We start from the raw sequence: 24,252 nt of genomic DNA on the forward strand, positions 1-24,252 counted from the left end.
CAATTAAGGTAGGACAAAATTTTTCACAAAAAGGAGTAATTCTTATGGCACAAAAAATTGACTTAGAAACGAGTAAATGGTCGTTGGAATCGATCATTAAAACGGTCGGCACCGATCTTTCCTCTGTTGTGGAGGTACAAAACAAAGACGGCATTGACGTTGTAGTGATCTCGAAAGACGAGTGGCAACATCTTTTGGAATTACTCGATGCGCGTCATGCAGAAGGCTATCGTCTAGAACAAGAGCTTCCTGAAGAAATTTTAATTGACGTTGCCGATACCGACAATCAGTATACAGAAGACGGCGAGTTAGAAATGGAACTGCCTGAACGTGTGCATCCAGCACCTGATTTTGAACTGGATTCAGAAGAAATCGTCGAAAGTGATGACGTACTAGATTAAACAAAAAAGCAAAACGGCCCCGGGCTCGTTTTGCTTTTTTATAGCTCTTTTTCCTGCTTTTTGGTAATGACTGCTTGCAATCGTTCGATGGCAGGCTGCAATTCTTGTAGCGCCTCTTCTTCGGGTTCTAACTCTGCACACCGTTGCAGTCGCTCTAAACACATTTCTGGTTCTTTGACGCCCAACTGGCCAATGGCCCAATAAGCCGTTCCTCGAATCACTGGGCGCACGTCTTCTGTCGCACAGCGCCAAATCGCTGGCAAGGCACTGCGGTCTCCCACATTGGCTAAGGCGATGATGGCATTACGCTGCAGCGGTTTTTTCCCCCGCCAAGAGCCAGATAGATGGCCAAATTGTGCTTTGAAGGCTTTGTTTGATAAAGACAGCATCGGTTGCAGTTTTGGATAAACAGTATCGACTTCAGGCTCCATCTCTTGATGAAAATGGAAGTCCTTCCCCCGATTATAAGGGCAGACCAGCTGACAAATATCGCAACCGTAAATCACGTTATGCATCTTTTTGCGGTACTCTTCTGGCATCATGCCCTTCGTCTGGGTTTGATAAGACAAACAGCGCTGGGCATTCATTCGGCCATCGCCTAATAACGCTTTGGTGGGGCAAGCTGTCACACAACGCATGCAATCCCCACAACCAAACGGGACTTCTTCATCTGGTTCAAGAGAGATATTAGTGACGATCTCCCCTAGATAAACAAACGAACCAAATTCTTCCGTAATCAGCAAGCCATTACGACCGATAAAGCCAAGACCCGCCCGCTGCGCTGCCGCCACATCCACCAATTCCCCTGTATCGACTTGCGGTGCGAAACGCCATTCGACTTGTTCTTCCATCGTTTGCGCTTGTTCTTTGATAAAGGCGATCAAGCGATCCAATCGTTCTCGCAAAATATCATGGTAATCGATGCCCCACGAGGCACGGGCAAACATGCCGCGTTTTTCATCCCGCGGGACTTTCTCTTTGATTTTTGTCGGATAAGCTAAAGCGATCGCAATGATCGTTTGCGGATTTTCAAATGTCCGTTCAGGATAGATACGCTCTTCGATCACGGGATGCTCAAAACCAGACGTATGACCTTTGGCTTTTTGTTCCCGCAAGGAAGGCTCCAATGCCAAAAACGGCTCCGCTGAAGCAAACCCGATCTTGTCGATGCCAAGCCGCTTGCTTTCTGCAATAATTTTTTCTTTTAAAGACATGCACGCTACCCTCTTTTGTCCGCTAAGCATCTGCTTCTCGGCTTTTTCTCTTCCCCTATTATACGTAAGCACCTGAAAAAAGTCGATGGTGCGGTTTGTTCCCCCCGTTTTTTTCTTTCTTTAAAAGAACACGTGTTGATTGTTTAAGATTTTAATTAATTTTATCGTTATTTTCCTCGCAACGATTGCATTGCCTTTTTCGAATGCTAGACTAGATAAAGGAATTAGAAAGAAATGAACAAATGAAATGGAGATGCTTATGACTCAATTACCCACCGGCTTGACTGCAGCAGAAGTCGCCAAGAAAACCCAAGAGGGGTTGCACAATGATTATGAAACAAAAACCAGTAAATCAACTGCTGCGATCATCAAAGACAATTTACTGACATTATTCAATTTTCTCAATCTATTGATTGGCGTTTTTTTATTTGCCGTAGGCGCCTATTCCAACATGTTCTACTTAGCGATTATTTTTGTGAATATCACCATTGGGATCAGCCAAGAATTGCACGCGCGTAATTTAGTAAAAAAACTCTCACTTGTTTCACCGCAAACGGTACGAGTGATTCGAGATGCCCAAATCCATGAGATTTCAGCCAAAGAATTGGTCTTAGAGGACGTAGTTATTCTTGGTGCTGGGGACCAAATCCCCGCTGATATGACGGTGCTTTCTGGACTAGTCGAAGTCAATGAAGCGATGCTGACTGGTGAAGCCGATCTGGTTGTCAAAGAAGCAGGTGCTTCCTTACTCTCAGGAAGTTTCATCGTCAGCGGTGAAGTGACAGGAACAGTCCTTCATGTCGGTGCAGAAAACTATGCAGCAAAACTAAGCAATGAGGCGAAGGTCCACAAACCGATCCGCTCTGAGCTGCTTGCTTCGATCCGTAGTGTATCCAAATTCACCAGCTATGTAATCGTTCCTTTAGGGGTGATTTTGTTCTTCCAAGCCTTTATGATGCGAGATGCTGGGATCAAGGAATCCGTCGTCGTTTCTGCCGCTGCCTTATTAGGAATGTTACCAAAAGGACTTGTCCTGCTGATCAGTATCGCCTTGACGACAGGTGTCATTAAATTGGCAAAAAAACGGATTTTGGTCCAAGACATGTATGCCGTTGAAACCTTAGCGCATGTCGATACCCTTTGTCTGGATAAGACGGGGACGTTGACGGAAGGCCATATGGTTCTCGAATCGATCGTTCCTCTCCAAGCCGACAGCGACCCTAACATGCTCTTAGGGAATTATTTGGCAGCCAGTACGGATAACAATTTGACGATGCAAGCATTGCGTCAAGGCTGTCCTGAGCTAACGGATCATCAGCCGATCGACGTCGCTGCCTTTTCTTCACAGCGCAAATGGGGTGCTGTGGCTTTTGAACATCTAGGAAATGTCTATCTTGGTGCACCTGAAAAAGTCGCCGGCTCTGCTGCCTTGCCGCAAGTCATAGAAGCGCAAGAAGCTGGTCTACGGGTGTTGATTTTAGCCGTAGAAACTGATCCAAAAACGCCGACATCCTTTGACCCAACCAACGCACAAGCGGTGGCTGTCTTGATTTTATCCGATATCATCCGCCAAAACGCAGAAGAAACCTTGGCTTACTTAGCGGATCAAGGCATCGATCTAAAAGTGATCTCTGGCGATAATCCAATAGCAGTCGCAGCGATCGCCCATCGTGCAGGCCTAGCGAATGCCGATCAAGCCATCGATCTTTCTACCTTAACGACCGAAGCAGAAGTCCGAGAAGCTGCGACACGCTATACGGTCTTTGGTCGTGTGACTCCTGAACAAAAGAAACTACTCGTTCAAGAATTAAAAGCCAATCAACGGACCGTTGCCATGACGGGTGATGGCGTCAACGATGTGTTGGCACTACGGGAAGCCGACGTCAGCATTGCAATGGCTGCTGGCGACAGTGCGGCTCGTCAAATCGCTAACTTTGTCTTATTGGATTCTGACTTTACTACGTTGCCAGATGTTTTATTTGAAGGACGCCGCGTCGTCAATAACGTGACCAAAGCGTCGGGAATCTTCTTTATCAAGACGATTTACAGCTTCTTGCTCTCTTTGGTTTGTATCCTGACATCCAGCGCCTTTCCGTTCTTGCCGATCCAAATCACATTGATCGACTTAGCAATTGAAGGTTATCCATCTTTCTTCCTTTCCTTTGAAGAAAACAAAGCACCGATCAAAGGTCGTTACTTGCCGACAGTCTTGCTCAATGCGTTGCCAAATGCCTTGTTGGTGTTAGTCAATTACTTTGCGATCCGCTTTTTACAAACCGACTACGGTTGGTCGCAATTTGATACGACGACCTTGTTGTACTATTTGTTGATCGGGATCAGCTGTATCGCTGTGATTCGCGCTTGCTTGCCATTAAATCCATTGCGATTGTTCTTAGCGATTACCACTACCGTGGGGATCTATGTCGCAGCAATGCTTTTCCACGGATTGCTGGAAGTCGGTTTCTTGACCGCCGTAACATTGCCTTACTTCCTTGGCATGATGGCATTGAACATCTGCCTGTACGTGGGGCTTTCTTTCCTAACGAAGCGCTTTTCAGCCAAAGTGCTCGTTAAACAATCCTAATTGATTTTGCAGCATCGCTCTTTCTTGCTTTGTCCAGAAAGACGATGCTGTTTTTTTGTCCTCTCCATAGGTGCAACCATACAAGAAGAAAGAAATTTGGTATACTGAACCTGTAGGCGGTTTCAACAGGAAAGCTATCATTTTACCAAAAGCCATCTTGTTGAACAGCCAAATTTAATCAGAAAGTGTTGGTGAAATTGGATGAAAAAAAGTATTTTACTCGTTTCTCACAGTCAGCAACTCACCGAAGGATTAAAACAGATGATCGAAGAAATGGCTGATGGCGAGTCAGTCACGATCTATTCTTTAGGCGGGACAGCAGAAGGAGAGCTGGGTTCTGACGCCACGAAAATCGTGGATGCCGTCAACGAATCCGCAGATGCTGAACTGATCTTAGTCTTTGCCGATCTAGGCAGTGCCGTTTTGAATGCCGAACTTGCTTACGACATGCTGGAACCTCAGCAACAAGAACGCTATCACCTGATCGACGCGCCGCTGGTGGAAGGTGCCTTTGCTGCAGCAATCACCGCTGGTTTTAGTGATGATTTGGCGCAAATCGTTGCAGAAGCAAAAAAAGCAGCCGAGAAAGGATGGCATGAAGCATGAAAAAAATCATTAATGATCCCTCAATGATCGTAGAAGAAATGTTGGCTGGTATCGTAGGCAGTTATCCTGAACTGGTCCATCAAGTCGCCGACTCACGGGTGATCGCTAAGAATAATCAAAAAGAACAAGTCGGTCTTGTTTCTGGCGGTGGGAGCGGACATGAGCCGGCCCATGCTGGCTTTGTCGGTGATGGGATGCTTAGCGCCGCCGTTTTAGGCGATGTCTTCACCTCCCCTACCCCCGACCAGATTTTGACGGCTATCCAAGATTCTGATCAAGGACAAGGCGTCTTGTTGATCGTCAAAAACTATACTGGCGATATCTTGAACTTTGAGATGGCCAAAGATATGGCAGAAATGGAAGAGATCACAACGGAGATCGTGGTCGTTGATGATGATATCGCTGTTGAAAATAGCACCTATACTGCTGGGAAACGAGGAGTTGCCGGTACGGTCTTAGTCCACAAGATTTTAGGCGCAGCTGCTCGTAATGGTGCCAGCTTAAGTGAATTAAAAACACTGGGCGATGCCTTGGTTGCATCGATCAAAACCATTGGGGTCGCATTAAAAGCGGCAACAGTTCCTGAAGTTGGGAAACCAGGTTTTGACTTAGCCGATGATGAGATCGAGTATGGCGTGGGTATCCACGGCGAACCTGGTTACCGTCGAGAAAAACTGAAACCCTCACGTGAACTAGCAAAAGAGTTGGTGGAAAAAATCTTGGCGGATTATGAAAAGACCCCAGAAAAAGTCGGTGTCTTGATCAACGGTATGGGTGGTACGCCGCAAATGGAGTTATTCGTTTTTGCCAATGATGTCGCGAAATTACTCGCAGAAAAAGACATCCCTGTCTCCTTCCATAAAGTCGGCAATTTCATGACTTCCATCGATATGCAGGGACTTTCACTGACCTTGATCGACTTCAGCGAAACGGATCACACCGATGCGTTAAATGAAGCCGTCACAACAATAGCCTGGTAAAGGAGCGAATAGAGATGCAATTGACAACAGAAACGGTGCAAGCATGGTTAGATACCTTCACGAAAGAAATCGAAGCAAACAAGGCCTATTTAAGCGATTTAGATACACCGATCGGCGACGGTGACCATGGCAACAATATGGCACGCGGCGTAGCCGCTTATCAAGAAGCTTATGCCAAACAACAGCCAACGACGATCAGTGATACCTTTAAAGTCTTCTCGATGGCAATGATCTCAAAAGTCGGCGGAGCTTCGGGTCCCCTTTATGGTTCGGCGTTTATGAATATGACCAAAGCAACGAAGGAACTAGAAACAATCGACTCCTTTGAACAATTAGGTACGATCGTTGAAGAAGGCTTGACCGGCATCAAAATGCGGGGAAAAGCTGAGTTTGAAGACAAAACGATGGTCGATGTGTGGCAACCTGTCGCAGAAGCCTTGAAAAAAGGTGAATTGACCAAAGACACGATCGAAGCAGCGAAAGAGCATACCAAAGAACTAGTGGCTAAAAAAGGCCGTGCCTCTTATGTTGGTGAACGTGCCATCGGTCATATCGATCCCGGATCGGCTTCTAGTGCGATTTTATTTGAGTCTTTGTTAACGGTGATAGAAAAGGATTAAAAAAACGATGCTCTTACAAAATACCGTTTAAGACAAAAGACAAACCTTATGATTGCATAAGGTTTGTCTTTTTCTTGTTTATTCATCTTGTAAAATCGTTTGGGCAACTAGCTTCACGTATTGATCCATGCCATCTGGATTTGGATGGACCCGATCTTCATAGAACCAGGACTCTTGATCATTACTCAAATCATACCAATCGATCAAGGTCATATTGTCGTATTTTTCCGCCATGCGCTCCAACATCCGATTGACTTCATTTTGCCAACGCTGTGTCGGTACCCGTACATTGATCCAGTAGACTTTGCGATCACCGATCTCGTTCATAAAGCTGTCAAATTGGGCTTCTGTAAAGGAACCATTCGTCCCTAGCCCCACAAGGACGGTATCCCGCAAAAGATTTTTTTCTTTCAAGTCTTTGATCAATTCAGGGCTCGCATACAGTTGGCGCCCAACATCCCCATCAACTACCGCTTGGGTAAAGACTTCTTTCAAGTCAGCCGTTGCATCCAGCATCACAGAATCACCAAAAGCCGTGATTTCAAGAGATTCCGCTTTTTTCACTTGAGCTGCTGTTAAATCATACTTTTCCATGATATTTTTTTCATCTTCACTCGTGTTCGCCTCATCATCCGCTTCATTTCCTTCAGCATTCGCATTCTTTTGCGATTGCTCTGCCGCTTTTTTATTGGCAGCAATGTTGTCTTTCAACTGCTGCTGCTGGGCATCGACATAATTCGTCGGTGCAGTCACGACGCCAAACAAAGCAACGAGGGTAATGAGTAAGCTGGGCACTAACCACGGTTTTTTCCAACTAAAAATTGGTTTACTGAACCAACCGCGGACCGTTCTGAATGTATCTTTGTACTGGAATTTACGCATTGGGTTTTCGATAAACCGATAGGACAATTCACTGATAAACAAGATCAAGAATAGTTCCACTAACGTGTGCATCAGCACGTTCTCACCGATATTTCCCACTTTTGCTTCGTAAAAAATCATCACTGGAAATTGATACAAATAGATCCCATAACTGCGCTTGCCGATATAACTGAAAATCGGATTACTCAATACACGATTCAAACTGGCTCCGGGATGAGCGGTGACTGCCACAAGAATCGTACATAGGATACTGATCAAGAACATGCCGCCATTATAGACAAAGGTCAAATGATCATCTAAAAAAAAGAACGCTGCGATTAGACCAGCCAAGGAAGCAAAACCAGAGATATTTAAGACCCGTTTGGCTTTTTGCGGTATCTCTTTCTTCAAGTGGGTACTTGGCCAAATGAATGCTAAGGCACTCCCCATCCAGATCGAAAAGAGCCGCGTATCTGTTCCATAATAGACCCGTGTCGGATCAGCGCCTGGTGTGTAAAGGACCGCTAACAGAATTGCCGATAAAATCGTGACTGCGGCAGTAAATTTAAAGGCGCGATGCCTCTGCTTGCCGATTTTCATCAACAAAATAAACACTAAAGGCCAAATCAGATAGTTCTGTCCCTCCACAGCCAGTGACCACAGATGGGTAAAGGGGGATTCATTGCTGAACCGATCAAAATAGGATAACCCATGATTGATCTGCCACCAGTTGTTGTAATACAGCAGCGAGCTAACAAAAACCCCGCGCAAATTATTCAGCAGGTTTCGCTGGAACAAAGTGATATACGCTGCTGAGATAAGCAGCATCACCACCATTCCTGGATAGAGCCGTTTCATCCGCCGAATATAAAAATCTTTGACTTTGATTTTGCCGTTTTGATCCCATTCTTGCCTTAGCAAGTCAGTGATTAAATAACCTGATACGACAAAGAATACTGGAACTCCTAAATACCCGCCTCGCATATGAGTAGGTAGTAAATGATATAAAATAACGCCGATGACTGCCAAGGTTCGAATGCCGTCAAACCCGGTAATATAGCGGCTTGTGCTTAAACGTTTATTCATTTTTCAACCACTTTTCTCTAATTGATCCAATTGTTTCATAAAAAAACAATTTCAGCATGAACGCTATTGATTCCATACTCTCATAATTTACCAGAAATCCCCCATATAAAGCTAGCAACATCTGCTATATTTCAAAAAAATTAATTTTTGGCGAAAAAAAAGTACTTCTATAAAGAAATACTTTTTTCAACTCCTTTTTTACAGTTCTTCTTCATAAAACCGCCCCAAAATCTGGACATTTTCCGCAATACTAACAAAGGCTTTTGGATCGGCTTCTTTCATAGCACTGCGCAGCATCGGCAGTTCAAAGCGTGTGACTACCGTCAGCAAAACCGTTTGTTTGTCATGCTTGTAAGCTCCTTCGGCTTCATTGATGATGGTAATGCCTCGCCGCATATGTTTTTGGATCGTCTGAATGACTTCTTCTGGGTTGCGAGTGATGATCGTCACCTGCATTTTCTTTTGTTTCGTAAAGACCGCATCCGTCACTTTTCCACTGACAAAAATCGCGATCGCACTATACAACGCATATTGCCAGCCAAACAAGATCCCGGCGGCAAACAAAATAACAATGTTAAAGAAAATCGATATCGAGCCGATCGTCTTCCCTGTCCGTTTGCGGATGGCAATGCTGACAAAATCCAGCCCTCCGGAAGAAAGACCATTCTTCAAGGCATAGCCGATCCCCACTCCATTGATAGCACCACCGAAAATCGCACAGATCATCGGGTCCGTCGTGACGGTTTCTTCTGGCAAAATTTGCACGAATAAGGATGTCAATAAAACAGTGATTCCAGTAAAGATCGTAAATTTGTGGCCGATCTTAAACCAGCCAAGAAAAAATAATGGCACATTCAACAATAATAGCGCAAGAGATAAGGGGATATAAAACCCGATCCATTCTCTTGAGATCGTAGTAATGATCTGAGCGACACCGGTAATGCCGCTGGAATAAATATTGCCCGGCTGATAGAAAAAATTGACCGCAATCGATGCCAGCAGTGCGTACACGATTGAGAATGAAAGTTTGTTGGCATATTCCGGATGAGGGAGCCATTTAAACAGAGGAGTCATTGCATTTCATAGCCTCACTTTTTTGATTTGCCTTTATTATACTTCAGCACATAAAAAAAGAAACGAGCAATGAAAGAAATGGGTGAATTCTCATGAACTTTTTTCATTCATTCACCAATTTCTATTTCATCACTCATTTCATCATGGGTTTAACGCTTATTCGTTTTCTTCAACCGTTGTTACATCAATGCTCAAGTCAAACAGTTGCATTGGCGAAACGGTACTTGGCGCTTGTGACATTGGATCAGCCGCTTTCCCATTTTTAGGGAAGGCAATGACTTCGCGAATGTTTTCTTCACCAGCCAAGAGCATGACTAATCGGTCTAACCCAAGGGCGATGCCGCCATGTGGTGGGAAACCATAATCCAAAGCATCCAATAAGAAGCCAAATTGATTTTGCATCTCGCGACGTGAGAAGCCTAGCGCTTCAAACATTTGCTCTTGCACTTCCCGTGTATGGATACGCAATGATCCGCCACCTAGCTCGTAACCGTTTAGCACGATATCGTAGGCTTGCGCATAGACTTTTGAAGGGTCTGTCGTTAACAACGGCAGATCGCTTTCTTTTGGCAATGTGAACGGATGGTGAGCAGAAACATAGCGACCTGCTTCTTCATCGTATTCAAATTGCGGCCAGTCAGTAACCCATAGGAAGTTGAATTTGCTCTCGTCGATCAAGCCTAATTCTTTTCCTAATTTATTACGGATCGCACCTAACGTCGCTGAAACGATCTCAAAGGAATCGGCACCAAACATCAGAATATCGCCAACTTCCGCATTGGCTGCTGCAATAATCGCGTCGGTTGCTTCCGTCAAGAATTTAGCGATCGGTCCTTTCAATCCATCTTCTTCAACTTTGACCCATGCCAATCCTTTGGCACCAAATTGGCCAGCGTAATGGCCTAGATTGTCCATGTCTTTTCTTGAGTATTTGTCTGCAGCCCCTTTGGCGTTCAAGACTTTCACAACGCCGCCTTTTTCAAGAGCCATTTGGAAGACTTTAAAATCAACGTCTTTCACAACTTCTGATAAGTCGATAAGCTCCATGTCAAACCGTGTATCTGGTTTGTCACTGCCGTAGCGTCCCATTGCCTCATCATAGGTCATCCGTGGGAATGGCAAGGTAACTTCGATGTCTTTGACTTCTCGCATCACTTTTGCCAATAGCTCTTCCGTATAGGTTTGGATTTCTTCTGCCGTCAAGAAAGAGGTTTCGATATCGACTTGGGTAAATTCTGGTTGACGGTCGCCCCGCAAATCTTCGTCACGGAAGCAACGTACGATTTGATAGTAGCGATCGAAGCCGGCGCCCATCAATAACTGTTTAAAAATTTGTGGTGATTGTGGTAACGCATAGAAATGACCTGGATAGATCCGTGAAGGAACCAAATAATCCCGCGCGCCCTCTGGTGTTGATTTTCCTAGATAAGGTGTTTCGATATCTAAGAAGTCGTTCGTGTCTAAGAAATTGCGGATCGCTTGCGTCGTTTTCGCCCGCATCACGATGTTGTTCGTCATTTTTGGACGACGCAAGTCTAAATAACGGTATTTCATGCGAATCTCGTCGCCAACGGTTTGATCATCTTCAATCAAAAAGGCTGGTGTTTTTGCAGTGTTTAAAATCGTGATTTCGCTGATCATCACTTCATAGGCACCTGTCACCATTTTCGGATTGATGGCTTCTGGTGCACGATTGATGACTTGACCCGTTACTTCTAATACATATTCGCTGCGGCATTTGTCCGCGATTTCCCAGGCTTCTTTCGAAACCTCAGGATTGAAGACGATTTGCACGATCCCTTCCCGGTCGCGCAAGTCAATAAAAATCACGCCACCTAAGTCACGGCGCTTTTGCACCCAGCCTTTTAGTGTCACTGTCTGGTTTAAATGGGTCTCATTTACTAACCCGCAATATACTGTACGTTTTGTCATTCTTTTTCTCCTCACTCAAACATTTTGGTTGTCATTTCATCGTAGATCTCATCGAAGCGGGCATAAAGATCCGCTAACGGAAATTGTTTTTCTTCACGGCTTGCCATGGATTTGATATTGATCACTTGTTCTGCTAATTCTGTTTCGCCTAGAGTCAGAACCAACCGTGCCCCTTGTTTATCAGCAGATTTGAACTGGGCTTTGGCTTTACGATCCATGAAATCACGATCGGCAGAAAAGCCGAAATTACGGATCGCTTGCACGACTTTCAGCGCTTCTAAATTGGTTTCTTGTCCCAGACCAACCACATACGCATCTAACTCATTCAAAGCAGGAATCACAACTTCTTCGGCTTCCATAGTGATCAATAAACGTTCGATCCCCAAAGCAAAACCAAAACCAGGTGTTTCTGGTCCACCTAGCTCTTCCACTAAATGATTGTAACGACCGCCGGCACAGATGGTGGCTTGCGCCCCCATTTTTGGTGCATCACTCATGATCTCAAAAATCGTGTGGGTATAATAATCCAGACCACGCACCATATTCGAATCGACCTCATAAGGGATCTCCAACGCATCCAGCATACTCGTTACGGTTTCAAAATGTGCCTTGGCATCTGGCGTTAAGTAGTCTAAGATCGATGGCGCATCTGCCACAAATTTTTGGTCTCGCTTGTCTTTGCTGTCAAGGACCCGCAAAGGATTCTCATGCAAGCGGCGTTTTGAATCCTCACTAAGCTCCGCTTCATGGGGCGCTAGATAATCGATCAACGCTTGACGATAGTTTTGGCGTGTCTCTTTGTCACCTAATGAATTGATGACCAAGCGCAATTGACTCAGTCCTAATTGACGATAAAAATCCATTGCCATCGCCATTGTCTCAACATCGGTCGCTGGATTTGCTGAACCGAAAACTTCGACACCGATTTGGTGGAATTGACGCAAACGGCCTTTTTGCGGACGTTCATAACGGAACATTGGTCCCATGTAAAACACTTTATAAGGCTTCGTATGTTCTGGTCCGAATAGTTTGTTTTCGACATAAGAACGAGCGATCGGTGCGGTGCCTTCTGGACGCAACGTCACATGACGCTCTCCTTTATCGTAGAAATCATACATTTCTTTTGAAACGATATCCGTTGTGTCCCCGACACTGCGGGCGATCACTTCAAAGTGCTCAAAAATCGGTGTCCGAATTTCGTTGAATTGGTAATCGCGAAACACTAAACGTGCTGTTTCTTCCACAAATTGCCATTTTTCGGATTCTCCTGGCAAAATATCGTTGGTTCCTTTTGGACGTTGGTAACTCATCGTATGCATCCTCCTATTTGTTTCATGGTTGCCCATGTTCTTTGCTTTCATTGCTTGTTTGCTTATTCACCTATTGCTTGTTGCTCATTGATGTGGGTGGGTTGTTCTCGTGTTTGGCTTTTGGGTTATTGCGCTTTTAGTGGTTGGTTGCTGCTGGTCATCATCTATTCTGTCTTGCTTCAAAAGACAATCCCAGTGATTCCTAGTATGGTTACTACGCTCCCTGCACTCGCCTAGTACTGTTCATCATCTATTCTGGCTTGCTCCGCAAGCCAATCATAGTGATTCACAGCAAAAAACTCGCCCTTGTTTTTTTATACAAGGGCGAGTTTTGATTACACGCGGTACCACCTAAATTCGAGAAATATTCTTCTCCTTCGCTCGATTAACGCTCGGTCACGGAACAGCTTTTCTTCTGTTCATCTCCAGATTGTCTTTCCTTTACACGTCCTAAACTGCTTTCAGCCGGGGCAGTTTTCTCTTTTAAGGAATAGAATAAAGTACTCGATCCTTCACTGATTTTTGATATTATCTATAAACTACAAGAAAGCTATGAAAAAGTCAAGGTGTTTCACTGTCTTTTTCACTCCGCTGCTCTCTAGTAGCATTTTCTCAAGTGGTCAACAGAAAGAAGCTCTCCTTCTGTTTGCTTTTCTTCCTTTTTGCGTTATGCTGAATAACGAAGGTTTTGTTTCTATGAAAGGAGCTGTTTTTATGTCTTTATATTCAGGCTATATCCGTCAACCACACTACTATGAGACCGATCAAATGGCGATCATCCATCACGCCAATTATATCCGCTGGTTTGAAGAGGCCCGCGTGGAATTACTCGCGTTTTTGGATTTACCGTATCATACCATCGAAGAAGCGGGCTTGATCGTTCCCGTGCTGGAAGTCAGTGCGCAATACAAAACGATGATTCGTTACGAAGATGAGGTGCGAATCGATGTTTTGGTCGACAAATATACTGGCACGCGTTTGGATTTTCGCTATGAGATCTACAAAACTAGTGATGGTCAGTTGGCAACGACGGGGACTTCAAAGCATTGTTTTTTAGCAAAAGAGACCAATCGCATCGTGCAGCTGAAGCGTAGTTTTCCTGAAATCCATCAACGATTTGCTGATTATGCTGCCCTGTCAGGGGAATAATCAATTCTGATCACTCATTTAAGTCAAAATCCTTGCTTTTTGAAACGGCTTTCGTATAATCAAAAGTAATTTCAGGGAAGGATGATGGCGATGTACGTGATTAAAGTTTTGCATGGTTACATTGGCAAGGATGGTCGTCGCACTCGTGAAAAAATTCCAGACAAGTTATGGGTCTTTGAAGATCGGAAGCAGTCCGAAGCATTTGCAGATAAAATTGGTGGTCGCGTCAAACCGTTAACTGAAGTCAAACAGCATACGTAAAGAAATAAGCCGTTATCGTCTTTTGCGCATAGACGATAGCGGCTTATCTTTTTTACTGCGAAACAGGATTAGTCATCTAATTCGGTTTCTAGTACTTCACCTGTTTGGGCATTGATTTTCACATCTGTTTGTTTGTTGCCATCTTCTACTTTTACTTCCCAATAGGTTACATTCATTTCTTTGTCTAATGACCAATCTGTTGCTTGACCACCGCCAGCTTCTTTCACGGCGATATCAGAAATTTCTTCCAATGAAAGCAAGTTGGTTAGGTCCAATTGATCGGCATCTTTTTTGACACCGTTTTGTTCATCGGCATCCAATTTTTCCGTTCTTTCTTCAGAAGTTTCTTTGGTTTCTGCATCGATCTTTAATTCAAACTCATTCGTGTCATCCACGCCTTCTACTTGGTAGAAGTAATTGCCAAAAGAAGTATCCAAATCAATCGAAGTGATCGCTGCATCTGGGTATTTGTCTTGGAATATTTGGATCGCTTCTTCTACGGTCACCGTAGGTAAGCCGCCGTTGGCGATCGCTGCACTGCTTGAAGAGCTGTCTGTTGCTTGTGACGACGTTGTTTCACTTGATGAGGCAACTGCTGTGCTTGAGCTGCTGTTTTGCGCAGGTTCTGAATTTCCAGTGTTGTTTTGTGTACATCCTGCCAGTAATCCTAATGCGGCAATTCCGAATAAAATAGTTGTTTTTTTCATGTTTCATTCCTCCAATTGTTTGTGTATTCCTTTTTTCTATATATTTAGAATAACAAGTTCCTCATGAAAAAGAATCAAAAATGCTTGAAGAAAATCTAAAAAAATCTTCATCTTTCTCTTTCATTTGGAAAGGCAAGTTTAAAGATACTGCCTTGCGGTTGATTGTCTGTCACGGTAATTTTGGCATGATACTTGTCTGCCAGCTGTTTTACCAATGAAAGCCCGATGCCTGAACCAGCAATCTGGCTGGAACGAGAATCTTCTACTCGATAGAACCGTTCGAAAATCAAGGCTTTCTTGTCATCGGGAATCCCAATGCCAAAATCGGCGACGGTCAAAGACATCTGTCTCTGCTCTTGTGTCAAGGTCACATGAATCGGCTGATCAGCAGGCGAATACTTCGCGGCATTTTCTAACAGGTTTTGGATGATTTGCTGGAAGTCACGCTTATGCCCACGTTTCATACATTGGTTCTCCACAAAATATTCAATCGATTGCGGAACGATCGTCGCTTGTTTTTCACACTCTTCTCGGACGATCTGGGAAACATCAACAAGGGTCATTTCATCTGGGGATTGATTTTTTTCTAGGTCCAACAATTGATTGCTCAATGTTTCCAAACGCTTCGACTCTTTGTCGATAAACGCCATTGAGGAAGGAATGACTTCGGGATGTTTGGTTCCACGCCGCTGGATCAATTGGACATGTCCGCGAATCGCAGCTAAAGGTGTTCGCAGCTCATGGGAAGCATCGGCAACGAATCGCTTTTCCCGTTCGATCGTCTCACGCTGTTCTTTCAACAATTTATTGAAAGCCAAGGCCACCGAACGAATCTCGATGGGTTCTTCAGACACTGACAATTCTCCTTGTCGGCTTTGTTCAATGGCAGCAATTTCTTGCGCCATGCCGGTAAGTTTCTGACTCCATTTCCCGACACTCCAATAAATCAGCAGGCTGCCAATCACAACAGCGATCAGATTCAAGAAACTGCTGATCATAAAGAGACCATAGGCTAATTCCACACTATCCTCCCCATTGATAGCGATCGTCACCTGATCCCCATCGACTTCTTGAGTTTTCGTGTAATAGATGCCATCCTCTGTAAAAACGATGTCTTCGAGAAATGGCATCACTCGTCCTTGATTGATATCGGCAAAAATCTCTTCCGCATCTTCTGATGAAACGACACTGCCATCGGCTAAGATCACTTGCAGGGCGTCTTCTTCATCTGCCGAAACATAGGCATTGACGAGAGTGTCCCAGGTATCCCCTGATGCCTCGCCTTTTTCGATGGCTTCAAGAATGTTGCTGGCACGATTTTCGATATGTTCAAACAAATAACCTACGGATAATAAAATAAACAGCAGATTGAAGAGAATCAGCAGACCAAAGAGTATCAAGGAAAAGCGGCTCGTCAATTGAAACTGGGCTGTTTTTCTACGTTGGTTGACTGACTTATTCTTCATGGTCGGTCCTCAAGACATAGCCTAATCCTCGAACGGTTGCGATCATTTTGCCTTTGCCGCAAACATCCAGCTTGTTCCGCAGTGTACGGATATAGACATCTACAACATTCGTTTGACCGTCGTATTCATAACCCCAAATCTCATTCAATAGGTCATCTCTGGTTTTGACGACTTCCGGCTCTTTCATCAATTCATATAAAATCCCAAACTCTTTGGGCGTCAACTCAATGGTTTCACCGGCAACCTGAACCAAGTGCTTGGCGATGTCCATCATCAGCTCCCCCGCCACTAATTGGTTTTGCTGGTTCTTTTGTTGTTTGGCTTCTCTTTGCAGCCGCCGCTCGATCACGCGAATTCTGGCAAACAGTTCTTCGATTTCAAAAGGTTTCGTTAAATAATCATCTAACCCAACATCAAGCCCCGTCACCACATCGGCGGTTTGATTTCTGGCGGTCATCATCAAAATCGGGATGTCGCTTTCTTTGCGTATCCGCCGCGCCACTGTGATGCCATCATAGATTGGCAGCATCCAATCCAATAAAATCAGATCAAAAGCATTTGCTTGCTGATTGAACAAGGTCAATGCCTCTTGCCCATCTTTGGCCCAGACCGTGCCATATCCCTCAAAAGTCAATTCGGACTGGATAAAACTGGCTAAACTTTCTTCGTCTTCTACTAGCAAGATCTTCAAAGTCATATGCGCTCCTCCTCTGGTTTTGCTTCTATCATAACGGATTTTTTCAAAACTTCCTAACTGATTGAAAGAAAAAAACATGAAGATTTTTTCATGTTCGACCAAAAAAAGACGGCATGAACCAAGGTTCACTCCGTCTTTCAGTTATTCCATATTTTTTGCCAGCTGATACGTGCCAACAAGTTCTCCTTTTTCGAGTTGAATCATGTAAGGACATGTTTCAGCTAAAAACTCACGATCATGACTGATCACGGCTAATAAATCAACTTCTTTGGCAACTATTCGCAGTAGTTTTGCGACCTCCTCCATTTGCTGCAAATCTAATCCACTCGTTGGTTCATCGAAAAACAACAAACGTTTGCCAGAAAGCAAGGCACTGCCAATCGCAACTCGTTGTTTTTCCCCACCCGACAAGCTTTGCGGATGTCGGGCAAGGAGTGGTGTTAAGTGCAACAATGAGACAATTTCTTCAAAACGAGCTGGGTTTTGGGCTTTGATCAGCAGCTCTTTTTCCACCGTTTCAAAAAACAGCTGCAAGTTAACATCCTGCATCACAAGAAAGCTTTCCTGCAGCAGCTGCTTTTGGGTCCGCTTTTGTCCATTGATGGCAAATACTGCTTCTGGGCATTTTTTCAATCCTGACAGGACTTGCACCAACGTACTTTTGCCAGCACCATTTGGTCCAACGATCCCCACAGCTTGCTTCGTCGGCAATTGTAGTTCAGGCAAGTTAAGCGCCCAATTTCTGCTGTTTGCTGAGCGTTTCGATTGCTTGATCTGCAGATGCGTTGCCCTTAATCCAGACTTTTCTGGCAAAGATTCTCGGCAGTGCTGATTTTCCAATGCCGCCTCGCCTACTTTTCGCAATCCCAACTCGTGAATTGCCTCCTCGGGCAGTGACAAAAGCTGAGCTGCTGGATAAGACGCCCGCAATCGTCCTGCTTCTAATAGACAGAAGCGATCTGCCAGTGGCGCCAAATACGCCAAGCGGTGTTCGGCGATCACAATGGTTTTCCCTTGTTGTTTTAAAGAAGCCAATCCTTGAGTCAACTTTTGGATCGCTTCTTGATCCAAATTACTGGAAGGCTCATCCAATAAGAACACATCATGGGGAAGCATCGTGGCTGCAGCGAGAGCAATCAGCTGCTTCTCCCCACCAGATAGGTCAAAGACACTAGCATCAAGCAACGGGGTCAGGGAAAACTGCTGTGCTACTTCGGTGATTCGCTGCCGAATGTTTTCTGGTGCGACGCCCGCATTTTCCATCGAAAAAGCTAACTCCGAATAGACATCCGTGGTGAAAAATTGAGTCTTGGGGTTTTGAAAGACGACGCCAATCGTCTGGGCATAATGGGAGAAATCGGCAACTGGCAAGTCTGTTTCTCCGACACGGATCTTTCCTTGCACTTCGGCGGGATACAGCTCAGGGATCAAGCCATTCAAAACATTGAGCAAGGTCGATTTTCCGCTGCCGCTAGCGCCGCACAAAACGATGACTTCCCCAGCTGCGACTGTCAAAGAAAGCTCAGATAATACGGTTCGATTTTCTCGTTTCACTGACACTTGTTCTAGTGTGATCATCCAAGCCACATCCTTTTCACGATAAAGCAGCCTAATGCTAAAAAGACCAAGCCATCCCACCAGCGCAGCTTCAGTTCGTGGACGGTGGTATGGGGAGTTTCTGATGCTAACCCGCGAACCAGCGCCGTAGCCGACAGTTCGGTTGCGGTCTTTTCAGCCGACATCAGTAATGGGATCAAAAAATACTCCGCACTTTGCAGTGGATGAAGCAAGATCGATCCTGCCGACAGCGAGATGCCGCGAAAGCGCATCGCTTGGCGAATACTTTTGAAATCTTGTACCAATGTGGGGAAAAAACGAAATAAGACTGCCAGCGGGACTAATAATACATTGGGCACGTGCATTTTTTGCAACGCCGCCATCCACTCACTGTTCTTCGTCCCACTAATGGCAAAAGCCGCCGCCATGATCGTTGGCAATAAGCGGCGATAACCGACGGAAAAGAAATCCAGCAACACGATCAATAGGTGGTTTCCTTGGCGAAACAAAAAACTATCTGCCAGTGTCAGCAAGACAAACACGCCATAGAACATCAGGCCTTTTTTCCAAAAGCCGCTGACTAAAAATAGCAGCAGCAAGAACGTGACAAAGACAAACTCATCGATCCAGCTAATGGACACCATCATAGTAAAACTAGCAAAGAGAATCACCGCCAATTTGCTGCGGGGATCAAACCTTGTTTTCGACACATTCCTCACCCTTTATGCGATTGGATCGTTGGTTGAAAATGTTTTTCCATCAAGCGGCTACCAATGCCTAAACCAGCCACCGCACCAATCAAAACGGCCAATGCACAAAGCCCCAACATCACATTGGAGGTATGAGCAAACACACCGGCAATGTAGGTTTCATCTTTTCCGCGAGCCACTAATGAATCGATGTAGGCATTTTTCATAAACCACAGGGGCAAGATCGGGCCCATCAAGCCAAAACTAAAGACGATATAACTCGCCAGTACGCGAACGTTCTCTTTGAGCTTTGTTTTGTATTGAATCAAATCAGCTGTTAAGGCACAAATCATATTGGGCAAAAAGGCCAATGGAAAATGTCCTGAAATCAAAAAAAAGAGCCCTACCACGGTACCCATAATGGTGATTGCGCCAAATTTCGGTACTTTATTCAATAAAATCAGATAGATAATGCCAGAAAACAAAGCGGTGACTGCTGGAATAAATAAATTATGAAAACCTGGGATCACAAAACGCAAAATCAATAGACAGACGCTCATTAAAAGAAAATAGATCGCTGTATAGATCCCCACTGCAATTAAATCTTGAACCTTTAGTTTTTTCACTGCGTATACGCTCCTTCTTGCAAGCAATCAATGAAAAAACCGTTGCTGCTTGCTTGTACAAACTTATTTTTACAAAGCCTCAGTATAGCACAAAGCAGACGTTTTTATGGGGAGATATGCTTATCAACAGTCGATTTTCTTCTAGAACAGAACCAACAAACAGACGTGACTTCTGAATGGCTCCATTTCAACACACAGGGACCTTTAAAGATCCACTAATGGAAAAATGATGCTTTCACACGCTTAGTTGTTTTCTCCTCTTCCCATCTTTGCGAAATTAATGAATAATAGATAAAGACAAACATTAAAAATCAGCACATGCTCTTCATCATTTTCTTTTAAGAAACCAGCAGGTGCTTCTAAAAAAAAAAACAATAAGAAAGCTGACTGTCGCTTATTCGTTGAAGAAAATCAACGCTGTACTGCTGTGTAAACAGCATAAACCCAACTGTAAAAACATTTTGACACTTGACTTCAAGGCGTTGTCAAAGACATTTGATCGTTAAAAAGCAGACATTGGCCTACACTAATGGTAGAAGGAGCGGATAAAATGAACTTAAGCAAACAAATAAAAAAACATCGGGAACGATTAAGTCTCTCTCAGGAAGGGCTGGCAGAAAAACTCTATGTCTCCCGACAAACAATCTCAAATTGGGAGAATGAAAAAAGTTATCCTGATGTTCACAACTTATTATTGCTCAGTGTTCTATTTGATGTTTCTTTAGATGAATTAGTCAAAGGGGATATTGAACAAATGAAAGAAACGATTGAGAAAACAGCAATGGATCACTACACGAAAATAATGTTGGTCTTTACATTGTTGGCCGCATTATCTGTTGGGCCTGCTCTCTTTTTACCAGGACACTGGTGGATTGCCCCTCCTCTATGTTTTTGGCTCGTCTCCATGTATGCCGCATTGAAGATCGAAAAAATCAAGAAAACCCAAAATATCAAAACGTATAAAGAGATCGTTGCCTTCATGGAAAATCAAGAACTCGATGCCATTAGGAAAAAGCGGGACATCAAAAAAGATTTCCTCTCAAAAACAGTCATCGTCTTGGTCTTTGCCTTGATTGTCGGCATGCTTGCATGGCTTAGTACACTGCCGCATTTACTGATGCGCTGATCAAAACACAGGTTGAAGCTGCTTTTATGATGAAGCCGCTTCAACCTGTGTTTTTTTCAATTCAATGATCTCATCCGCATAAATCAAATTTTTCGGGCGATGGGTGATCATAATGACTAGTTTATTTTTCAATTGGTCTTTGATCGCTGCAAAAAGCTTTTCTTCTGTTGTTTCGTCTAAAGCAGATGTGGCTTCATCAAGGACAATGACTTCTGCGTTTGTGAAAAACAATCGGGCAAAAGCGATCCGCTGTTTTTCCCCACCAGAAAGGTTGGCTCCTTTTTCTCCAATTTCAGCAGACATTCCTCCCTTGAGTGCCTGATAGAATGCGCCTAATTGACATTTTTCTAATACCGCTATGATTTCCTCGTCTGCGATTTCCTTATCAAAAATGATATTTTCTTTCAGCGTTCCTTGGAATATTGGCGCATCTTGCGATAGATAAAAGACATGCTGATAGTAATCATTTAAGTTGTAAGCAGCCAAATTTTTGTGATTGATCAGAACTGCACCGGTCGTCGGCTGATACAAGCCTAAAATCGTTTTGATCAGCGTTGATTTTCCTGCGCCGCTTTCTCCTACTAACCCATAAATCGCTCCCCGCTTCAGCTCCAGTGTGCTATCGGTTAAGATTTTCTTTTCTTGAAGTATGACGGATAGATCCTTAACTGTGATATAGTTGATGGTCTCAGACAATGCATCTCCTTGTGTTAATGCTTTGTCCTCTGGCAGATAGAAAAATTCATTTAACCGTGCAAAGGCAACTTTATCTAAGCTGTATTGAACAAAAATCACGTTAAATATTGCAACAGGCGTATAGATTCGATCCACATAAATAATCAGTGCTGCTAAACCGCCCAAGCTGACTGTAATCTGATTTGTGAATGCCAATACCACAATTGCGACTTTGATCAATGCGACTAAAACTGCAAAAAAACCAAAGAAAAACTCATGGATCATCGTCATTTTCGTCAAACGTTCTGTTGTGTCAGCAGACATATTTTTATATTGTGCGATCTCTTTTTCAAACCGTTTATTGATCCGAAACGTGACCATTTCCGTTAATCCGCGGATAAAGGTGCTGTTCATGGCTTCTTCTGAAACTAGCGCACGTTCTTTGAGAGAGCGTAAAACTTTCAAAAGCAAATTGGTCACGATAAACACCACTAGATAGCCCACAAGGATCGCTGGAATCAACCTTTTATCGATCATAGCAATAAAAGCTAAGTTAAACAGTGTTTCGGGAAGCAATTCTTTAAACAAGCGTCCATAAAAATTCAAATGGATATTTCTGCCCGCCGCTGCTCCCGCTTCAGTTTTCTGTAAGAGTGCTCCAGAGCCAATCTGCAAGTACTCAGAATAGGCAATCTTGCTGATTTTCACTAAAGCTTGTTCTTTGAGATAGAAATACATGCTGTTGTACAATTTCGTTTTGGGCTTCTGCTCGATATAGGACAAAAGCGGTACCAGTACAAGCGTTAACCCATAGATAAAAATAACTGACCAATCAAATGTCTTGCCAAATGAATCGAGTAATTTTTGAAAATAAAAGACATTCGCGGCACTCAAAAATGAGACCGCAATTCCAATCCCAATATATACCGTCAATCCTTTTTTAAAATGCCGCCATAAATCAATCGCCATCGTAAGCTCCTTTTGCTGCAGTGTTCGTGAAAAAGTCGTGAGATAAATAAAATAACCGCTTTCAAAAGTATAATCTATTTTTCGCTTAATGGAAAGAAACGTATGAAAGGTAGTGAGAAACCATTCCTCGATCATCGAGAAAAAACAAAAAAAAACCCGCTCAAAGAGCGGGGCTAACGTTGTTGCCAACGATTGATTATTTGTTTAAAGCGTCTTTTGCTTGGTCAGCTAATGCAGTAAATGCTGTTGCATCGTTTACAGCCAAGTCAGCTAACATTTTGCGGTTGATGTCGATTTCAGCTAATTTCAAGCCGTGCATCAATTTTGAGTAGCTTAAGCCATTCATACGAGCCGCTGCGTTGATACGAGCGATCCACAATTTGCGGAAGTCGCGTTTCTTTTGACGACGATCGCGGTATGCGTAGTTGTATGAATTCATTACTTGTTCTTTTGCTGTTTTAAATAGAGTGTGTTTAGAACCGTAGTAACCTTTTGCTAATTTAAGCACTTTTTTACGACGTTTACGAGTTACTGTTCCACCTTTAACACGTGCCATGTATAATTCCTCCTAATATGAAAATCGATAATTGTTTGTATACGTGAAGCTTGGGTTACGCAATTATTTCATGCGTGCTAGTTGTTGACGGATACGTTTGTAATCGCCAGCTGAAACCATTGAAGCTTTACGCAATTGACGACGTTGTTTTTTTGTTTTGCCGTGGAAACGGTGACTGGTAAAGGCACGGAAGCGTTTCAATCCGCCGCCGCCAGTGCGTTTTACGCGTTTTGCTAATCCGCGGTGTGTTTTTTGTTTTGGCATAACTAATTTCCTCCTCAAAATCTTTCGTTATCTGACTTTAAACTGAAACTCAGTGAGTCATTATTTATCGTTTTTTGGTGCTAATACTAAGAACATACTGCGGCCATCCATTTTTGGCTTTTGCTCAACAGTTGCCAAATCAGCAGTTTCTTCCGCCAAACGATCTAACACTTTCTGACCAATTTCTTTATGGGTAATGGCACGGCCTTTGAAACGGATCGAAGCTTTCACTTTGTCCCCTTTTTCAAGGAATTTACGTGCATTACGCAATTTTGTATTGAAATCATTGACGTCGATCGTTGGACTTAAACGAACCTCTTTAATGTTGATTACTTTTTGTTTCTTACGAGCTTCACGGTCTTTTTTCTGTTGCTCAAAGCGGAATTTCCCGTAATCCATAATTCTTGCTACTGGCGGCTTAGCATTTGGTGCCACCAATACCACATCAAGGTTTGCTCGTTCTGCAATTTGCAATGCTTCAGCTTTACTCTTTACACCAAGTTGTTCGCCGTTTTGATCAATCAAACGCAATTCACGTGCACGAATGCCGTCGTTTACCATCATATCCTTTGCTATGGTCATTCACCTCCGAGTTTTTTGAGAGAAAGAAAAGCTTGTCGATTCGAAATCAGACAATAAAAAAACGAGTTCTTCACGAACCCGCACGTACTCCACACAAATAAATGGTAGGAATCCTATTCTGCCCAGCGATATCTTCACTCAGGCGAGAAGCGGGTGCTTCTGCTTTTATTTCTCAACTTTTATAGTATACTGCTTTTTCCTCTTATTGTCAACAGTTTTCATGATTGTTTCAAAAAAAAAGCCGGAGCATACGCTCCGAC

At 43.7% G+C, this 24,252-nt stretch carries 23 protein-coding genes and 2 other annotated features; of the genes, 8 read left to right on the plus strand and 15 right to left on the minus strand.

Going from position 1 to position 24,252, the window contains the following annotated elements; all coding sequences use genetic code 11:
• Positions 1-44: 44 nt before the first annotated feature.
• On the plus strand, positions 45-401 hold the full coding sequence (locus IGI88_RS04015; protein WP_008379558.1) for a hypothetical protein: 357 nt from the start codon (positions 45-47) through the stop codon (positions 399-401).
• 38 nt (positions 402-439) lie between these two features.
• Here IGI88_RS04015 and queG read toward each other — a convergent pair whose 3' ends face one another.
• The gene (gene queG, locus IGI88_RS04020) at positions 440-1,615 is read right to left on the minus strand and encodes a tRNA epoxyqueuosine(34) reductase QueG (RefSeq protein ID WP_429960231.1); all 1,176 of its coding nucleotides are present in this window, start codon (positions 1,613-1,615) and stop codon (positions 440-442) included.
• Between the two features lie 259 nt (positions 1,616-1,874).
• On the opposite strand from queG, the gene IGI88_RS04025 reads away from it, so the two are divergent.
• The 4 genes from IGI88_RS04025 to dhaL all read left to right on the plus strand — a co-directional run bounded on the left by IGI88_RS04025 (position 1,875) and on the right by dhaL (position 6,405).
• A complete protein-coding gene (locus IGI88_RS04025) occupies positions 1,875-4,199 on the plus strand; it encodes an HAD-IC family P-type ATPase (protein ID WP_034872141.1) in 2,325 nt (774 codons plus the stop codon).
• A gap of 201 nt (positions 4,200-4,400) precedes the next feature.
• Positions 4,401-4,805: a dihydroxyacetone kinase phosphoryl donor subunit DhaM gene (gene dhaM, locus IGI88_RS04030; protein ID WP_005228160.1), complete on the plus strand. Its 405-nt coding sequence runs from the start codon at positions 4,401-4,403 to the stop codon at positions 4,803-4,805.
• Positions 4,802-5,785, plus strand: coding sequence for a dihydroxyacetone kinase subunit DhaK (gene dhaK / locus IGI88_RS04035; protein ID WP_008379550.1), 984 nt, complete (start codon positions 4,802-4,804; stop codon positions 5,783-5,785). Before dhaM ends, dhaK begins: the two co-directional genes overlap by 4 nt.
• Positions 5,786-5,799: 14 nt before the next feature.
• Positions 5,800-6,405 carry a dihydroxyacetone kinase subunit DhaL gene (gene dhaL / locus IGI88_RS04040; protein ID WP_005233893.1) on the plus strand — a complete coding sequence of 202 codons (606 nt, stop codon included), beginning with the start codon at positions 5,800-5,802 and terminating at the stop codon, positions 6,403-6,405.
• A 78-nt stretch (positions 6,406-6,483) separates the two neighbouring features.
• On the opposite strand, the gene IGI88_RS04045 is transcribed toward dhaL, so the two are convergent.
• From IGI88_RS04045 to hisS, 4 genes are all read right to left on the minus strand, one after another.
• Complete coding sequence (locus IGI88_RS04045; protein WP_429960232.1) at positions 6,484-8,352, minus strand: acyltransferase family protein; 1,869 nt, start codon at positions 8,350-8,352, stop codon at positions 6,484-6,486.
• A 198-nt stretch (positions 8,353-8,550) separates the two neighbouring features.
• A complete protein-coding gene (locus IGI88_RS04050; protein WP_005233887.1) occupies positions 8,551-9,426 on the minus strand; it encodes a YitT family protein in 876 nt (291 codons plus the stop codon).
• Between the two features lie 156 nt (positions 9,427-9,582).
• Positions 9,583-11,358 (minus strand): aspartate--tRNA ligase, encoded by a 1,776-nt coding sequence (gene aspS / locus IGI88_RS04055; RefSeq protein WP_429960233.1) that lies wholly within the window; start codon positions 11,356-11,358, stop codon positions 9,583-9,585.
• 11 nt (positions 11,359-11,369) lie between these two features.
• A complete protein-coding gene (gene hisS, locus IGI88_RS04060; protein ID WP_034872142.1) occupies positions 11,370-12,668 on the minus strand; it encodes a histidine--tRNA ligase in 1,299 nt (432 codons plus the stop codon).
• Between the two features lie 317 nt (positions 12,669-12,985).
• Positions 12,986-13,193, minus strand: a binding site (T-box leader).
• 189 nt (positions 13,194-13,382) lie between these two features.
• Between hisS and IGI88_RS04065 the strand changes: the two genes are divergently transcribed.
• Together IGI88_RS04065 and IGI88_RS04070 are read left to right on the plus strand one after the other, a co-directional pair.
• Positions 13,383-13,817, plus strand: a complete 435-nt coding sequence (locus tag IGI88_RS04065; protein ID WP_008379539.1) for an acyl-CoA thioesterase — start codon at positions 13,383-13,385, stop codon at positions 13,815-13,817.
• Positions 13,818-13,907: 90 nt separating this feature from the next.
• Positions 13,908-14,078 carry a hypothetical protein gene (locus IGI88_RS04070; protein ID WP_008379536.1) on the plus strand — a complete coding sequence of 57 codons (171 nt, stop codon included), beginning with the start codon at positions 13,908-13,910 and terminating at the stop codon, positions 14,076-14,078.
• Positions 14,079-14,146: 68 nt separating this feature from the next.
• Here IGI88_RS04070 and IGI88_RS04075 read toward each other — a convergent pair whose 3' ends face one another.
• The 6 genes from IGI88_RS04075 to IGI88_RS04100 all read right to left on the minus strand — a co-directional run bounded on the left by IGI88_RS04075 (position 14,147) and on the right by IGI88_RS04100 (position 19,820).
• Positions 14,147-14,785 (minus strand): PepSY domain-containing protein, encoded by a 639-nt coding sequence (locus tag IGI88_RS04075; protein ID WP_010750007.1) that lies wholly within the window; start codon positions 14,783-14,785, stop codon positions 14,147-14,149.
• A 107-nt stretch (positions 14,786-14,892) separates the two neighbouring features.
• A complete protein-coding gene (locus IGI88_RS04080; RefSeq protein WP_074536794.1) occupies positions 14,893-16,251 on the minus strand; it encodes a sensor histidine kinase in 1,359 nt (452 codons plus the stop codon).
• Entirely contained in the window at positions 16,241-16,948 is a 708-nt protein-coding gene (locus IGI88_RS04085; protein WP_034878320.1) for a response regulator transcription factor, read from the minus strand. The genes IGI88_RS04080 and IGI88_RS04085 overlap by 11 nt, the downstream gene beginning before the upstream one ends.
• Before the next feature lie 141 nt (positions 16,949-17,089).
• Positions 17,090-18,526: an ABC transporter ATP-binding protein gene (locus IGI88_RS04090; RefSeq protein ID WP_086316578.1), complete on the minus strand. Its 1,437-nt coding sequence runs from the start codon at positions 18,524-18,526 to the stop codon at positions 17,090-17,092.
• A complete protein-coding gene (locus tag IGI88_RS04095; RefSeq protein ID WP_429960234.1) occupies positions 18,523-19,224 on the minus strand; it encodes an energy-coupling factor transporter transmembrane component T in 702 nt (233 codons plus the stop codon). Before IGI88_RS04095 ends, IGI88_RS04090 begins: the two co-directional genes overlap by 4 nt.
• Positions 19,221-19,820, minus strand: coding sequence for an MptD family putative ECF transporter S component (locus IGI88_RS04100; protein WP_005233871.1), 600 nt, complete (start codon positions 19,818-19,820; stop codon positions 19,221-19,223). The genes IGI88_RS04095 and IGI88_RS04100 overlap by 4 nt, the downstream gene beginning before the upstream one ends.
• 550 nt (positions 19,821-20,370) lie before the next feature.
• Here IGI88_RS04100 and IGI88_RS04105 point away from each other — a divergent pair.
• Complete coding sequence (locus tag IGI88_RS04105) at positions 20,371-20,946, plus strand: helix-turn-helix transcriptional regulator (RefSeq protein WP_042890653.1); 576 nt, start codon at positions 20,371-20,373, stop codon at positions 20,944-20,946.
• A 24-nt stretch (positions 20,947-20,970) separates the two neighbouring features.
• Here IGI88_RS04105 and IGI88_RS04110 read toward each other — a convergent pair whose 3' ends face one another.
• From IGI88_RS04110 to infC, 4 genes are all read right to left on the minus strand, one after another.
• Complete coding sequence (locus IGI88_RS04110; RefSeq protein ID WP_429960235.1) at positions 20,971-22,590, minus strand: ABC transporter ATP-binding protein; 1,620 nt, start codon at positions 22,588-22,590, stop codon at positions 20,971-20,973.
• Between the two features lie 196 nt (positions 22,591-22,786).
• The gene (rplT, locus tag IGI88_RS04115) at positions 22,787-23,146 is read right to left on the minus strand and encodes a 50S ribosomal protein L20 (protein ID WP_003128653.1); all 360 of its coding nucleotides are present in this window, start codon (positions 23,144-23,146) and stop codon (positions 22,787-22,789) included.
• 63 nt (positions 23,147-23,209) lie between these two features.
• Positions 23,210-23,410: a 50S ribosomal protein L35 gene (gene rpmI / locus IGI88_RS04120; RefSeq protein ID WP_003128650.1), complete on the minus strand. Its 201-nt coding sequence runs from the start codon at positions 23,408-23,410 to the stop codon at positions 23,210-23,212.
• Positions 23,411-23,470: 60 nt separating this feature from the next.
• Positions 23,471-23,992 (minus strand): translation initiation factor IF-3, encoded by a 522-nt coding sequence (gene infC, locus IGI88_RS04125; protein ID WP_005228103.1) that lies wholly within the window; start codon positions 23,990-23,992, stop codon positions 23,471-23,473.
• A 47-nt stretch (positions 23,993-24,039) separates the two neighbouring features.
• Positions 24,040-24,163: a sequence feature (ribosomal protein L20 leader region), on the minus strand.
• Between the last annotated feature and the right edge of the window lie 89 nt (positions 24,164-24,252).

Source organism: Enterococcus sp. AZ179, assembly GCF_050498885.1.
In the GTDB taxonomy this organism is placed as follows: Bacteria; Bacillota; Bacilli; order Lactobacillales; family Enterococcaceae; genus Enterococcus_D; species Enterococcus_D entomosocium.